The sequence below is a fragment of the Psychrobacter sanguinis genome, from assembly GCF_020736705.1.
In the GTDB taxonomy this organism is placed as follows: domain Bacteria; phylum Pseudomonadota; class Gammaproteobacteria; order Pseudomonadales; family Moraxellaceae; genus Psychrobacter; species Psychrobacter sanguinis.
The window spans coordinates 2,634,170-2,648,315 of the sequence record NZ_CP085990.1 but is presented as its reverse complement, the minus strand read 5'-3'; the positions used below and the strand labels follow the sequence as shown (position 1 = coordinate 2,648,315).

The window sequence follows — 14,146 nt, the reverse complement described above, 5'->3', positions numbered from 1 at the left end:
ATTTATTGCTAAGTTTGAAGTTAACGATATTTGTGATAGCTTAAGTAGGGTGATGACAGATTGATAACTAACTACTTATGAGTGTTCAAGGATGAATACATACCCAAGCTTGCCTATGAACTTTGATCTTTGGCAGGAGAGTAAAAGCAACCTGCCTATACCTAATGATAGGTTAGGCGCTCTTGGCTGGCAACATATCATTAATGATACTTATTTTGACTTGCAGGTAAGCTTTTTACAGCCGCAATCATTTTTTGGTAGACTAGAACACGTAAAATTGAATCAAGTTGGTGTGTCTTATTATCATGCTAACACAGTGCATTACAAGCGCAATTTGATAACAAATCCAGACCCTACAGAAAGTGTTCTTATCACTTTTCCTATATCAGGAAAAGTAAATTTTAATCAGCATAAACGAGAATTGATATCCGGTCCAGGAGCATTTTTTATTGAGCTATCGCATTTACCTTATGAGTTTTATCATAGCAAGGCTGCCAGTTTATACGTTATAAAAACACCTTTATCATTATTATCTTCACAAATAAGCCATATTGAGCGTGAGTTTGCTCGTAGCTTATCTCTTGAGACGGGTGTGGGGAGACTGCTGTTTTTCCAAATTACTCATATTATTAATACTATTAATCGATATGAACTAACCGATCTAGAGCGACATGTCTTGGAGCAGCAGTTATTAAATCTGTTGGTACTACATCTAAGTTCCCCTACTGAATCACTTATTAGCACCAATACTGATATGCAGTCAGCTCATCTAAAGCGTATTGAAAGCTACGTTTATAGAAACCTTCATAATTCAGATTTGTCTCCAGCCGCGGTGGCTAAAGCCTGCCATGTATCAGTGAGATATTTGCATAAGTTATTTGTAAATCTGCCGTATAGTTACTCTGATTGGGTAAAAAGCTTGCGTTTAAAGCAAGCTCACCAACTGCTAAAGAGTCATCCATTTTCTAGTATCCAAGAGGTCGCTCAACAGGTGGGTTATAGTGATCAAAGCTACTTTTCTCGTATCTACAAAAAACACTTTGGTTATCCCCCGAAAGATACTATTTATAAGTAATACCCTTAAAGGAAAGGTTTAAAGGATATACTCCATGTTCGATAAAATCAAAGAATGGCAGGAACAGCGCATTTTAGATAAAAACCCCTATAGCGCTGAGAGTTGGCAACAAGTTGCTAAACAGCTACGTATATTGGATCGTCTAAGTGACAATGAGCTAGAGCAACTAATAGATTTGGCCATACTGTTTCTACATAATAAATCTATTAATGGCGCGCAGGGCTTTGGCGTTACAGATAAGATAAAACAATCTATTGCGTTACAAGCATGCCTGCCCATACTTAATCTGGGTTTAGAGTGGTATAAAGGCTGGACTTCTATCATTATTTACCCAAGTTCCTATGTCTCTAAAACAACTAGCACCGATGAGATAGGGATAGTACATGAAGGTACTCAACATCGAAGTGGTGAAGCGTGGCTACGCGGCCCAGTAATCTTATCTGGGAAAGATGTAAAGAACTCAGGTCACTTAGATGGTCATAATGTGGTGATTCACGAGTTTGTACATAAGCTTGATATGTTAAATGGCCGAGCCAACGGTTTCCCACCTCTACAATCTGGTATGGACCCTACGCAGTGGACTCAAATAATGGAGCAGGGGTTTGCTGATTTTCAAAGCAACCCTAAGCCTGGTATTGATCGTTATGGCGCTACCAACCCCGCTGAATTTTTAGCGGTTATTAGCGAAGTGTTTTTTGAAAGACCACAAGATTTACAACAGGCTTACCCTCATATTTATGAGCTTTTGGCGGATTTCTTTAAGCAAAATACGTTAGAAACCTATTAATTACGAGTATGTTTAATCTAGACTGTAATTTTGGTGATTGTTTGATGGCAAACCCCACTTGAATTAAGTTCAAGTGGGGTTTGTTGTTACAAGGCTTTAGAGGATTTTATAGAGACAGAAATTATTGAAAAAGTTACCAATAAAAAACTAACTAGTAAAATCAGATATTTGTTCAGATTACGCTGAACCAACTGTATAAGGCTTGTCTACCCCGAGCATACGCAGGCAGGGATGTTCATTTGGGTGGATGTGGGGTGCGATACCGCAAAACTTGCTTTACAAGCTCATAATGAAGGTTGGTTAGTTGCACTTGGACTATTATTTACGCCCAATGCTGAGTCCTCAACTTATTTACGTCTCAATGTCGCGACCACCAGTGATGAGTTTTTGGAATGGTTAAAAGCCTATACCACCTGACAGAAAGCCATTATTAAATTTAAACCGTCCATTGGTCATTGATAATAGCCACTAGATAATATTGTCCTTGATATTCCTCAAAAACTAAGCGTAGGGCCCGCCAGTCCATACCTTGATACTCTGGGTTCATACCTGGATTGTAGAATTCAACGAACTGGGCGTTAGGGTAGGCCTCTTGTAAGTTGTTAAGACTATTACCAGAGCCTTGAAATTGATTGTAAGTGGGCGATATATTATTAAAATCTTCTGCTTTGACCCACGTGGTTAAATAATCGGGAAGGGGAGTAACATACAAATCTCCTTTACCATCCTTATGACCCCAAGTAAATTTGATTCGAGATTGCTTCAAATAAGTCTCAAATTGCTCACGACTAAAAACTTTATCGACTCCGGGTTGCACATAAGCGTACATACTAAAACGCACCCCTTTAGTGGGATGCAAAAAGGAGATAAGTTTATCAAACTGACCTTTGGCCAAATAGCTTTGTACTTGCTTAGAGTGTTCGACAATTAGTCTTTTTTTATTTTCAGCTGATTGATAAGAAGTATTTGGTACAGGTTGGCTAGTAGATGGACTGGTAGTAGGTTGAAGGGTATCAACTGGATTGATAGCCGCTGAAGGCGTGCTACTACAAGCTGCCAATACAGTAGTTAATACTGCTAGTGCTGTCATCGATACAGGTCTACTAATGAGATGAGCTGTTTTATTTTTTATCATCATTTCTTTGCAATCCTTTTGTATAAAGACTCTGCATATAGGGTGTTATCAGCAATTTCTTGAGCATACTTTTCCATAGTATAGAAAGGCATATTATTTTTATCTGCATTCATCTTTTGATATAACGTAGCATCATCAGTAAATTTGATATGTGGTAGTTCCACCCAAAAAGTATCGGGATGATGCTGTTTTAAATAATGCTGAAGATAGGACCGAGTCTTTTCAGCCAACTCAGTTTTTACACGATGGTGGCTATATTTTTTATCATATAGTTTTTCATCTTGTAGTACTTCTTCTGTAGCTATCTCATCAAAGCTTTCATCTTCTTCTTGAAATTGGTTGTAAATGACAGCATGAAGCGGTAAACCACGTTGGGCAATCGCTTGTAATGCCAGAAGGGTGTGATTAATACTTTCTAACGTTGCCGCAGTTACTAAGACAATAGGGTGGCCCTGCAAGGCCATATAATCTATGGTGGATAATGAATCGGTTATAGGCGTCATAATACCGCCTGAAGTTTCTAATAGCACCACCTCGTATTGTAGCTTTAGCTGCTGAGTGGCCACCGATATACGATTTGGGTATAAGGTCACATGCTCCAATTCTGCGGCTAAATAAGGTGGGGCAGCTGCCTTAAAAACGTAAGGGCAGCTAATATATTGCTTATCAACCGGTTGAAGTGATATCTTCATAAGATCCCTATGTGCACTAATATCTTCAGAAATCTCATCCTCACAGCCGGTTTCAATTAACTTTTGAGTGATGACATTAATGCCATGTTCCATAAGCTGCTTGGCCAGATAACCTGTTGCAAACGTTTTGCCTATTTTGGCATCAATTCCTGTAATAAAAAAAACACTCATAGTTATACTTTCTACTTCCTAAGCTTATATTGACTCTATAGCCCACTTTAATAAGTTTGTTGCCTTAAGTTCAATAAGAGTTCTGTGATTTACTCAAGTATTGAGCAGCTAGCACGAACATTACCGCATCTTTGATTTAAAATATTTTATTCTTTATACCATGCCTCTTTTTAGAGTTCATTGATAACCGCTTGAACATAATCACCCAAAGAATGGTAAGGATTATTTGTTGTATCCTTTATCGTACGGTTGTCAGGTGATATATACGGCAGATCGACCCAAAAGGTATCCGGATAATTATGCTTTAAATAAGTCTGCAAATAGTCTTTGGTACTGTCGACAATATCCTGATCAGGTTCATAATTAGAGTATAGATGCTTGTCCGGCTGCCAGTGATTGTATATTACCGCATGCAGCTGTAGCGAACGGGACTTTATTGCTTCAATGCTTAATAGCGTATGATTGATACTGCCCAATCTGCCTGAGGTGACCAGAACTACTGGATAACCTCGTTCAGCGATGTAATCTAAAGTTAGGAGCGACTCTGTAATAGGCACCATGAGACCGCCAGCACCTTCTAGCAAAACAATTTCGTATTCTGCTGCTAGCTTGTGCGTATTGGCAGTGATTAATTCGGGGTCGATTTGAATGTTTTCTATAGTAGAAGATAAATGCGGTGATGCAGGCTTACTAAAGACGTAGGGACAGGTCGTGCCATCTTTATCTAGCGCTTGTAAGGGCATGCCCATAATATCTCTATGAGTGATAATATCCTCAGCGATACCTTCGCAGCCAGTTTGTACTAATTTTTGAGTAATAACCTTGAGCCCTCTATTATACAAGGCTTTGGCTAGGACTCCTGTCGCGTAAGTTTTGCCAATATCAGTATCAATACCACCTATAAACAAGGTGTTATTAGAGTAATTCATTAGGTTGCCTATGAATGCAAATTAAAGTCAAAATAAATAACTTAAAAGTAATCCATTAATACCTGTGTTAATCGCTCACACAACAGCGAAACCTCTTCATCCGTCATAATTATCGGTGGCATGATATATACCAGCTTGCCAAATGGTCTAATCCAAACCTTGTTCTTTATCAGAAGTTTTTGGAAACGTGGCATATTAACAGGGTCATACAATTCAATAACGCCTATAGCGCCCAATACACGCACATCAGCTACCTGTTCACAACTATTTAACGGCTCTAAGCGCTTTTTTAGCTGTTTCTCAATATTTAAGGCGCGCTGCGGATAATCATTGTCTTCTATCAGCTTAATAGAAGCCAAAGCAACAGAACAGGCTAGGGGGTTACCCATAAAAGTAGGACCATGCATTAATGCCGAATATTGACTATTAGCAATACTATCTGCGACATGACGTTGGCATAATGTCGCAGCAAATGTCATATATCCACCAGTTAACGCTTTGCCAACGGTCATAATGTCAGGTGATATATCAGCATGCTGGCAAGCAAACATTTTGCCAGTACGACCAAAACCTGATGCAATTTCATCTGCAATCAATAATATGTCATATTTATGACACAGATTACGTAATAACTTCAGATATTCTGGCGAATAAAAGCGCATACCACCAGCACCTTGGACGATAGGCTCTATAATAAAAGCCGCCATATCATGCTGATTTTGTTCAAAAAATGTACACAAATCATCTCTAGTACTAGCTGCTAACGGGGTGTTATAACCGGCATCAGGTTTGTCAACAAACAGTTGTACTGGCAGCTGTTTACCGTAGATACTGTGCATACCAGTTTCAGGGTCACAGATGCTCATGGCATGCCAGGTATCGCCATAATAACCAGAACGGGTAGTCGCTATTTGATTGCGATTAGGCTGATTATGTGTCAATTGATACTGTAGTGCCATTTTTAGAGCAACTTCAACAGCGATGCTACCGCTGTCAGCATAGAAGATAGCGTCAAGGCCTTGAGGTACTATAGAAAGTAGTTTTTTACCCAAATCTATAGCAGGCTGATGAGTTAAACCGCCAAACATGACATGTGCCATTTTATCTAGTTGATTGTGCACAGCGTCATTTAGTTTTGGATGATTATATCCGTGAGTGGCAGACCACCAAGAAGACATGCCATCGATAAGTTGCTCACCAGATTTGGTATAAAGATAGACACCATCTGCGTGATCAATGACGATGTTAGAATATTGTGCTGGTAACGTTGTGTATGGATGCCACAGATGATTGTGATCAAAGTCATCGAAGTTTTGATTTAACAGATTAGAATTATTATTTTGCATAGCGTGGGATAAGTTATCGTCAAAGTAAGTTTGCGAGAAATAGGATTGCCGAAACATGTTAGCATTAATATTAATCGATATGGATTTAAGATAATCATTAAGAGATATATTAAACGAGACAATAACTTGTATCAAAACGCATCAATGACAAAGTTTATGAAACTTCTAAAACCGGTTGGTTTGTTTTCGCATAATGTATATTATGTTAAATAAAATCTATTATGCTAATACCTATCGAATGTTGATTGGCTTATAAGTATAGATACTTGCTACTGATAACTATTGAGTTGTTAAATAATTTATATACTCACAATGTTCTATTACCTAGGTTTGGAAATGAATGATAAATCAGATGTGTCAATCGTCTTTGTATAAATATTCGCCTAATATCCTTATTTCATATTTGCACAGAATAGGACTATCACCCTACTTTAATTATTCTGTGCAAATCTGAGCGCACTTTAATCTTGGATTGATTCAATCATAGATTAAGAAATTAAATCCTTTTTTAACCCTTATCATCTTCTACTATTTTAGAAGTCTCATTCGTCAAAGTATATTTCAAACCTTTACGCTTATCCTGCCAGCTAAATAGATTAGCTAAGATAGAATCCGATATATTTATATTTCAAGGACGGCCATGCCTATTAGACACTATAAAAATAAATCTCTATATAGGCATGAAAACCATAAGTATATGCTGCTAATATTGCTTATTTGAATATCAACTTTACCTAAATATTCCAAACCCATCCTGCTCTATTATAATTATTCATCCAAGCATTATATTATCTATCGAAGTAAATCTTGAACCCCAAGACTTGCTGCTTCAACTGCACCAGCCACATAGCCTGGAAACTGACGAGACCATTCACTGCCAATACCTATCAGATTATATTGCCATACACCTGTTGTGGCTTTAGATGCTGGTGGATGCGGATGTTGACCGCCACTTTGAACGTCAATACTTGTCGCCGTGAATTCGTCTTGTGACCAGTCTTTGAAAAAATCAGCCACAGGTGTTTTTGCCTGAGTACCAAATAGTCGAACTAATTGTTCTCGACAATGAAACTTTAACTCGTCCGCTGAAACACTTTGGCGTACCTCAGGAGCAACTCCAAAGAAGCCAAATAATGCAGCATAACCATTAACTACAGAAGCATCATGAATTTCAGTTAAGGGGACTACAGTACTGTTGGCTGAACCAGAAAGACCTAGCTCACGCCAAAATGGCGTATCGTATATAGCAAAGTATTTGGCATGAGGCGCCATCCAGGTTGCTGTTGAAGCCCATTGTTCTGCCAAATCATCGGGTAATGCCGGCGTAAACTCTATGTTTTGTTCCGCCAAACGTGGTGGTAGCGCTAATAATACTTGTGATACTTGCCATGTTTTAATTCTATGGTGGCTTTGATCATCATCTGTAGCTATCAACTCAACCTCTAGCTCAATAGCCATCTCTGTTTTTCTTAATTGGCAGACCTTATGACCCGTTAATACTCGATCGCTATCCAAGCGCTGATAAAGTGCCTCTGTTAACGCAGCCATACCACCGACCAATCGCATGGAAGTTGGCGAACTTACGTAACCTTGCATACGTATTGGTGCTGTATTAGGCGATCTTTCTATCACCATGTCACCATCTTCGAATTGAGCAAAGCATTCAAGACCCAACTCTTCTACTAATTGCCCTAATTGTGGTTGATAACCAGGCCAAAACCAAGAAGGTCCAAGGTCAAAACAATCAGAGCTAGTTTTCATATCCATTACACTCTGACCATCAGCTGCAACCGAATGAATACGACCACCAATTCTATCTCGGGATTCTAAAAGCACATAGTCTATGCCCTGCTTTTCTAACAAATAGGCGGCATAAAGGCCACTCAGTCCTGCGCCTATGATGGCGATACGTGCTTTGTTCATTATTCGTTTTCCGCTGGGTATTAAGCCTATGTAATACCAAAGTAATTTGATTAAAAACAGCCATTAAAATGACTTGTCTGGTCTATTTATGCCTTATTAAACGTCAAAACAGCAAATGAAGAAAGTAAATATTCAGTTTAAGAATTTAGTAAACTTTTGTTTATCTCTGTATGCTATTGCGTTTATTGTTTCTGCCCCACTACTATTTTATTTTTTAAACTTAATCGACTTCATTTAAAAAGACCCTATTGGGTCTATTTCTTTTCTCTCAAATTAACTGCCGAATCCAATCAGGGTCAGTTATTTATAATAAAAAGGAGCTTATTATGTCATATGACGCAATTACAATTATTGATGGTGGAATGGGACGAGAACTTGCCAAGCGCGGCGCACCATTTCGTCAGCCTGAATGGTCAGCACTGGCAATGATAGAAGCTCCAGAAATCGTTCGTGATGTGCATCGTGACTTTATCCGAAGCGGTGCTGCGGTTATTACAACTAACAGCTATGCGCTTGTTCCCTTTCATATTGGTGCAGAACGATTTGCTGAGCAAGCTCAGGACTTGGCCGCATCAGCTGGAGGAATGGCCCGCAATGCAGTCGCATTAGAAGGAACAACCACTAAAGTAGCGGGTTCTATTCCACCTTTGTTTGGTTCTTATCGTGCAGATTTATTTGAGGCTGAGCATGTAGAGGATATTGCCAGTCCTTTAATCACAGGTCTACGTCCGTATGTGGACCATTGGCTAGTAGAAACTCAAAGTCTAATCGCAGAATCGGTGGCTGTTCGCGAGTTGCTTACAAAGCTAGATACAGACAACAAACCGGTATGGATATCCTTTACTTTAGAAGACAGTGAACATCTTGATGTGCCTCGCCTGCGCTCTGGAGAGACGGTAGAAGAAGCGGTAGCCACACTGTCAGAGCTTAATATCGAGGCCATATTGTTCAACTGTTGCCAACCTGAAGTCATTGAGCAGGCATTGGAAGTTGCACGAAATGTGCTAGAACAAAAAGACGCCAAGCAAATTAAGCTTGGTGCCTATGCCAATGCTTTTCCGCCTCAACCAAAAGATGCCACAGCCAATGATGGATTAGATGAAGTACGCGACGATCTTACCCCGCCTGCTTATCTAGTATGGGCAAAAAAATGGCAGACACAAGGTGCGTCATTGATTGGCGGCTGCTGTGGTATTGGCCCTGAACATATTAATGAGCTGAGCCATTACTTCACAGAGGCGGCAACAACACAGAGATAGCACCATGCAAAACGGACAAAAAATCGGATTAGCTATGCTCACCGCCATCGTTTTTAGCTCAATGGTTGGGGCGGGCATCTTTAGCTTACCGCAAAACATGGCTGAAGTTGCAGGTGCAAATGCCATTATTACCGCTTGGCTCATCACCGGTGTAGGTATCTTATTTCTCGCCGGCTGTTTCTTGCATTTATCACGTCTCAAGCCTGAGCTAGACGGCGGTATTTATACTTATGCCAAAGAGGGCTTTGGCGATTTAGCAGGCTTCTTTTCGGCTTGGGGATACTGGTTATGTGCCACCATTGGTGTGGTGGGCTACTTGGTGGTAGCGTTTGCTGCTTTGGGCAGTTTTGTCGACACCCCAAGTCAGACTATCTTTGGCGAGGGCAATACCTTATGGGCCCTATTGGGTGAGTCTTTCATCTTGTGGCTGGTACACTATCTGGTGCTGCGTGGTGTCAAGCAGGCAGCCTTTATCAACTTGCTAGCAACTTTGGCAAAAAGCTTACCCCTTATCGCTTTTATTGTATTTGCATTTTATGCGTTTGATATTGAGACTTTTAATATCGATCGCGCTGGCACGACTTTAAACGTACCTTTTATGGATCAAGTTAAAAACACAATGCTCATTACTTTATGGGTATTTACCGGTATTGAAGGGGCCACTGTCCTCTCGCAGCGGGCCAAGCGTCGCTCTGATATCGGACATGCTACCTATATTGGCGTAATTATGGCATTGGTGTTATATATTGCCATCACACTTCTTTCATTGGGAGTGATGAGCCGGGTCGATGTTGCAGCATTGAGTAACCCATCTATGGCTGGCATCATGGCACACATGACAGGCAGTGTCGGTAAATGGGTAATTAGTATTGGTCTTATTATTTCTGTGTTGGCCTCTTATTTAAGTTGGATTTTGTACTCTGCTGAAGTGCCCTATACCGCAGCTAAGTACCATGCTTTCCCGCGTATTTTTACCAAACAAAATGAGCAAGGCACACCGACAGCGTCGCTAACACTAACTAGCTTAACCGTGCAACTATGTCTATTAATGATATTTTTGACAGGCGAAGGTTATAACCTGTTAGTGGTTATCTCAACCTCCATGATTCTGATACCCTACTTCTTGGTCGGTGCCTATTTGGTCAAGATATCTTTTGCGCAATCAGAGCGATGGTCTATCAAGGCTGTGGGGCTTGGTGCAAGTTTGTATGGTATCTGGCTGATTTATGCTGCAGGTATCGATAACTTATTACTGTCATTATTGCTCTATATACCGGGTTTAATGATTTTTTACTATAGTCGTTATCAAGCACGCCAGCAGACCATACAAAACAAGCTATAAATATCGTGTGGCATACACAGTTCAATTAAAAAAGGCCCAAAAAATATGTTTTTCAGGCCTTTTTTAATTGTCTCGTAAATGAGTAAGTGGATTAATAATAATCTGATAAAAGCTAATTCCTAGCCACTAATGACCAAAGACGGCGGTCAAATGCGCTTGATAATTTTGTATATCACTATCAATAGTTGGGTTTTTGATGACATCATTACTCATAAAGGTGGGCAATGGTGTCATACCTAAAAACTGATAGGCTTTATGAGTAGCAATATAGACCCCGTCCACGCCAGCCGCTTCAAAGAACTGCTTAGGATCGGTAAAGGCAATGGCGGGCGCATTCCAAGTGACTGAAAGCATGTATTGCTTGCCTTGTAACAAACCGCCAGAGCCATATTTCTTCGCAGGATCTTGACGCGTGCGTCCATCGCTTTGATATAAGCGGCCGTGACCTAGAGTGAACACCTCATCGATATACTTTTTAACGATCCAAGGCACACCCATCCACCAAGCTGGGGCCTGTTGAATGACCACATCTGCCCAAAGCCACTTTTGTATCTCCTCCTCTACATCATAGCCGGCATCAATATGAGTCACTTTTACCTGATGACCCAAGTTTAGCAAGTGTGCTTCGGCAGTCTGCGTCATAGTGTCATTAAGTTTGCCGTGCGAATGGGCAAAGTTTTTACCGCCATTTAATATCAATATGTTTTTCATGTTAACTGCTCTATATCTATCCAATGTTTTTAATATTAATCCCAAATTGGTGCTAGACCTTCAGGATTCACTTCGCGGCTGTTGGCTTCTAACTGATCAATTTGTGCCATTTGCTCACCACTTAAAGTTATGTTTTGGGCTTGTAAATTGCTGGCAAGATTCTCACGCTTCGTGGATGAAGGAATAACCGCATAGTCTTTGGCCAGTGCCCACGCTAAAATAACTTGGGCAGGAGTTTGTCCGTTTTGCTCAGCTATTTTTTGGATTACCGCATCTTTTAGTGCTTTACCGTAGGCCAAAGTCATATATGAAGTGACCTTTATACGTTGTTGATGCATAAAACTAACCAATTTACGATTTTGTAGATAAGGACTAAGCTCTATTTGATTGGTTTCGATATTTTCAGCCCCTACCACATCGATGGCTTGTTGTAGTAATTCAATATTGAAATTAGACACTCCGATCTTCTTAGTTAGACCTAAGTTTTTTGCCTCAAGTAAGGCGATCATGTATTCTTCAAGTGGCACAGGACCTGAAGGTGCTGGCCAATGGATCAGGGTTAAGTCTACGCTATCAACGCCCAGGTTATTTAAGCTTTCTTTGAGACTGGGGACAAGAGCGTCTTTGGATAAATTATCTACCCAGATTTTGGTGGTAAGATATATAGACTCGGTAGCAATGCCGCTATTTTTTATCGCCGCACCAATGTCTGCCTCGTTGCCATATATTTGTGCAGTATCTATGGCTCTATAGCCTAAATCTAGTGCATTTTCTACAGAGTTGATAACGGTCTCTCCTTGCAGTCTAAATGTACCTAAACCGAATTCTGGAAGTCTCATATAATTCACCTGTCTTTTTATGGTAAACGTTAAGCTTATAAGCAATATTGCTTGTTGAGAGATAGTATATATAGACAGTTAATTGATAAGAAGGCACAGTAAATCAAAATTCTTTTGCATAAGAGTCAATAATGAAAGTCACCCTTAATGAGCTTGATACTTTTATAAGTATTGTTGACACTGGCAGTATAAGTCAGGCGGCTGAATACCTAGATGTTACGGTATCAGCAGTAAGCCGATCTTTAGCGAGGTTGGAGAGAAAGTTAGATACGGCATTATTTAGACGCACAACAAGACGCCTGGAGCTGACCCAAGAGGGTGAGATGTATTTAGCACGGATACGGGGTGTATTAAATGATCTAGAAGCCGCTGAGGATATGTTGATAAAAAACAAAGAGGTACCCTCAGGTAAGCTGAGAATCGACGCGGCTACCCCTTTTATGCTACATGTCATTGCTCCACTGATGACAAAATATAGCCAAGCCTATCCGCAAATCGATATCGAACTGGTAAGCAATGAAAGTCTGGTAGATTTATTAGAGGAGCGAACCGATGTGGCAGTGCGCATTGGAGAGCTAAAGGACTCTACCTTAAGTGCCACACCACTAGGCTTAAGTCAGATTCGAATTCTAGCCAGCCCAGAATATCTACAAAAATATGGTACACCGCAAAGTGTAGAAGATTTGGCTCACCATCAGTTATTGGGCTTTAATTCTCTACCCAAGCTAAATGATTGGCCAATATATGATACTTTTAATAATTTATTTCATGCTCAGACCAATATAAAAGCCGATAGCGGTGAAACTTTAAGGCAATTAGCCTTGTGCGGTACTGGCATTGTCTGCTTATCTGACTTTATGACTCAACAAGACCTCAAAGAAGGGCGACTGATTGAATTATTTGCTGCTAGTACAATAAAAATGCAGCAGCCCATTAACCTAGTCTACTATAGGAATAGAAAGCTATCACAGCGGGTCAGCTCATTCATTGAGTTTATAAAAAAAGAGCTGAGTACCACTAAGCGCTTTTAATACCATATGTTTATATGTGGTTTGTCAGGCTAACTACAATCAAACACGGGGCAAGTAACTGGTCGGTAGTTAAAACCAACCCTCTTCCAAAAGATGCTCGGTATTGCTTAGCTCAAAACCAGTAACCAAATCATAAAAGGTGCCAGGATCTTCAACATCCTCTAGCAAATCTCGCTTATGTAGAGCCACAAACATCGCCAGTGAGTAAGCCGCACAATGAACAGATCTCTTTGGATTAAACGAGATATCAGTGAAAGCTTGATACTGAACAACTTCTTCATGTAATTCTGGATGTTGTTTTAGCGCGTTGATATAAAGCCAGTCATAAAAAGTGGTTAATGGTTCGACACCCCATTCCATACCAAAATAATCATAACCAGTTAACTCACCCGATGAGATTAAACGGTCATCTTTTCTCGCCTGTCTAGGCTTCTCAGTCAGTAAGTCCAAATAAGGTCCACCTTGTTCAAACACCTTACTGGCCTGGAAAGCATTCTCAACACTGTACTTTTGGCCGTCGTCATTGGTAATTTGTAAGCTATAAGGACTTAATGGGAAGCTTAATTTATTGCCTGATTTGGTAGACAGTTCTAATACATTTTTAAAGCCATATTTCTTTTTGATGACTCGGTGCAGATCGTTAAGGGTCTTTTTCTTCTGTCTAGTAGCAAACCCCACATGCCGTTCAATTCGAACCATATCGGTTTTTACCAGATTATCACTGCCCACTCTTGGCATGAATACGGGTTTAGATTCCATGGGAGTTGTTGCTTGTTCCATAACGAGGTGCCTTTTACTTTAATGTACGTGCTATCAATAAATATTACTTAGTCTTAGCGAGGCAGTTTAGCTGATTCTTGATAATTTATCTTGTGCTATTTTTTAGTTTAATACAAAACATTAAAA

The 14,146-nt window shown here is 40.0% G+C and carries 14 protein-coding genes; 6 read left to right on the top strand and 8 right to left on the bottom strand.

The genetic code is table 11. The annotated features are described in order from the left end of the window. Nucleotides 1-115 precede the first annotated feature (115 nt). The 3 genes from LK453_RS11160 (at nucleotide 116) to LK453_RS11150 (ending at nucleotide 2,279) form a co-directional block, all read left to right on the top strand. Nucleotides 116-1,075, top strand: coding sequence for an AraC family transcriptional regulator (locus tag LK453_RS11160; protein WP_227953998.1), 960 nt, complete (start codon nucleotides 116-118; stop codon nucleotides 1,073-1,075). Nucleotides 1,076-1,109: 34 nt separating this feature from the next. Beyond that, nucleotides 1,110-1,862, top strand: a complete 753-nt coding sequence (locus tag LK453_RS11155) for a M90 family metallopeptidase (protein WP_201533732.1) — start codon at nucleotides 1,110-1,112, stop codon at nucleotides 1,860-1,862. Nucleotides 1,863-2,093: 231 nt separating this feature from the next. Further along, on the top strand, nucleotides 2,094-2,279 hold the full coding sequence (locus LK453_RS11150) for a hypothetical protein (RefSeq protein WP_227674347.1): 186 nt from the start codon (nucleotides 2,094-2,096) through the stop codon (nucleotides 2,277-2,279). 19 nt (nucleotides 2,280-2,298) lie between these two features. Here LK453_RS11150 and LK453_RS11145 read toward each other — a convergent pair whose 3' ends face one another. The 5 genes from LK453_RS11145 to LK453_RS11125 all read right to left on the bottom strand — a co-directional run bounded on the left by LK453_RS11145 (nucleotide 2,299) and on the right by LK453_RS11125 (nucleotide 8,058). Beyond that, nucleotides 2,299-3,000, bottom strand: coding sequence for a hypothetical protein (locus LK453_RS11145; protein WP_201533729.1), 702 nt, complete (start codon nucleotides 2,998-3,000; stop codon nucleotides 2,299-2,301). Beyond that, nucleotides 2,997-3,860, bottom strand: coding sequence for a dethiobiotin synthase (gene bioD, locus LK453_RS11140; protein WP_201533726.1), 864 nt, complete (start codon nucleotides 3,858-3,860; stop codon nucleotides 2,997-2,999). Before bioD (LK453_RS11140) ends, LK453_RS11145 begins: the two co-directional genes overlap by 4 nt. Before the next feature lie 170 nt (nucleotides 3,861-4,030). Then, nucleotides 4,031-4,789 (bottom strand): dethiobiotin synthase, encoded by a 759-nt coding sequence (gene bioD / locus LK453_RS11135; RefSeq protein WP_201533723.1) that lies wholly within the window; start codon nucleotides 4,787-4,789, stop codon nucleotides 4,031-4,033. Nucleotides 4,790-4,830: 41 nt separating this feature from the next. After that, the gene (bioA, locus tag LK453_RS11130; RefSeq protein ID WP_201541599.1) at nucleotides 4,831-6,135 is read right to left on the bottom strand and encodes an adenosylmethionine--8-amino-7-oxononanoate transaminase; all 1,305 of its coding nucleotides are present in this window, start codon (nucleotides 6,133-6,135) and stop codon (nucleotides 4,831-4,833) included. 792 nt (nucleotides 6,136-6,927) lie between these two features. Next, entirely contained in the window at nucleotides 6,928-8,058 is a 1,131-nt protein-coding gene (locus LK453_RS11125) for a flavin monoamine oxidase family protein (protein ID WP_201541575.1), read from the bottom strand. Nucleotides 8,059-8,399: 341 nt separating this feature from the next. Between LK453_RS11125 and LK453_RS11120 the strand changes: the two genes are divergently transcribed. Continuing rightward, nucleotides 8,400-9,317 (top strand): homocysteine S-methyltransferase family protein, encoded by a 918-nt coding sequence (locus LK453_RS11120; protein WP_265088888.1) that lies wholly within the window; start codon nucleotides 8,400-8,402, stop codon nucleotides 9,315-9,317. A gap of 4 nt (nucleotides 9,318-9,321) precedes the next feature. Further along, nucleotides 9,322-10,659, top strand: coding sequence for a basic amino acid/polyamine antiporter (locus LK453_RS11115; RefSeq protein WP_201541572.1), 1,338 nt, complete (start codon nucleotides 9,322-9,324; stop codon nucleotides 10,657-10,659). Nucleotides 10,660-10,785: 126 nt separating this feature from the next. Here LK453_RS11115 and LK453_RS11110 read toward each other — a convergent pair whose 3' ends face one another. After that, nucleotides 10,786-11,370 carry an NAD(P)H-dependent oxidoreductase gene (locus LK453_RS11110; protein WP_201528750.1) on the bottom strand — a complete coding sequence of 195 codons (585 nt, stop codon included), beginning with the start codon at nucleotides 11,368-11,370 and terminating at the stop codon, nucleotides 10,786-10,788. Between the two features lie 35 nt (nucleotides 11,371-11,405). Then, nucleotides 11,406-12,209 carry a 2,5-didehydrogluconate reductase DkgB gene (gene dkgB, locus LK453_RS11105; RefSeq protein ID WP_201541570.1) on the bottom strand — a complete coding sequence of 268 codons (804 nt, stop codon included), beginning with the start codon at nucleotides 12,207-12,209 and terminating at the stop codon, nucleotides 11,406-11,408. Between the two features lie 131 nt (nucleotides 12,210-12,340). Between dkgB and LK453_RS11100 the strand changes: the two genes are divergently transcribed. Further along, nucleotides 12,341-13,240 carry a LysR family transcriptional regulator gene (locus tag LK453_RS11100; RefSeq protein ID WP_201541568.1) on the top strand — a complete coding sequence of 300 codons (900 nt, stop codon included), beginning with the start codon at nucleotides 12,341-12,343 and terminating at the stop codon, nucleotides 13,238-13,240. Nucleotides 13,241-13,309: 69 nt separating this feature from the next. Here the strand turns inward: LK453_RS11100 and LK453_RS11095 are convergent, their stop codons facing one another. After that, a complete protein-coding gene (locus tag LK453_RS11095) occupies nucleotides 13,310-14,020 on the bottom strand; it encodes a DarT1-associated NADAR antitoxin family protein (RefSeq protein ID WP_201528745.1) in 711 nt (236 codons plus the stop codon). Nucleotides 14,021-14,146: the final 126 nt, after the last annotated feature.

What these genes read in the sequence shown, in the direction of transcription:
- LK453_RS11160 (WP_227953998.1), top strand. Translation starts at nt 116, where the DNA reads ATGAACTTTGATCTTTGGCAGGAGAGTAAAAGCAACCTGCCTATACCT.
- LK453_RS11155 (WP_201533732.1), top strand. Translation starts at nt 1,110, where the DNA reads ATGTTCGATAAAATCAAAGAATGGCAGGAACAGCGCATTTTAGATAAA.
- LK453_RS11150 (WP_227674347.1), top strand. Translation starts at nt 2,094, where the DNA reads ATGTTCATTTGGGTGGATGTGGGGTGCGATACCGCAAAACTTGCTTTA.
- LK453_RS11145 (WP_201533729.1), bottom strand. Translation starts at nt 3,000, where the DNA reads ATGATGATAAAAAATAAAACAGCTCATCTCATTAGTAGACCTGTATCG.
- bioD (WP_201533726.1), bottom strand. Translation starts at nt 3,860, where the DNA reads ATGAGTGTTTTTTTTATTACAGGAATTGATGCCAAAATAGGCAAAACG.
- bioD (WP_201533723.1), bottom strand. Translation starts at nt 4,789, where the DNA reads ATGAATTACTCTAATAACACCTTGTTTATAGGTGGTATTGATACTGAT.
- bioA (WP_201541599.1), bottom strand. Translation starts at nt 6,135, where the DNA reads ATGCAAAATAATAATTCTAATCTGTTAAATCAAAACTTCGATGACTTT.
- LK453_RS11125 (WP_201541575.1), bottom strand. Translation starts at nt 8,058, where the DNA reads ATGAACAAAGCACGTATCGCCATCATAGGCGCAGGACTGAGTGGCCTT.
- LK453_RS11115 (WP_201541572.1), top strand. Translation starts at nt 9,322, where the DNA reads ATGCAAAACGGACAAAAAATCGGATTAGCTATGCTCACCGCCATCGTT.
- LK453_RS11110 (WP_201528750.1), bottom strand. Translation starts at nt 11,370, where the DNA reads ATGAAAAACATATTGATATTAAATGGCGGTAAAAACTTTGCCCATTCG.
- dkgB (WP_201541570.1), bottom strand. Translation starts at nt 12,209, where the DNA reads ATGAGACTTCCAGAATTCGGTTTAGGTACATTTAGACTGCAAGGAGAG.
- LK453_RS11100 (WP_201541568.1), top strand. Translation starts at nt 12,341, where the DNA reads ATGAAAGTCACCCTTAATGAGCTTGATACTTTTATAAGTATTGTTGAC.
- LK453_RS11095 (WP_201528745.1), bottom strand. Translation starts at nt 14,020, where the DNA reads ATGGAACAAGCAACAACTCCCATGGAATCTAAACCCGTATTCATGCCA.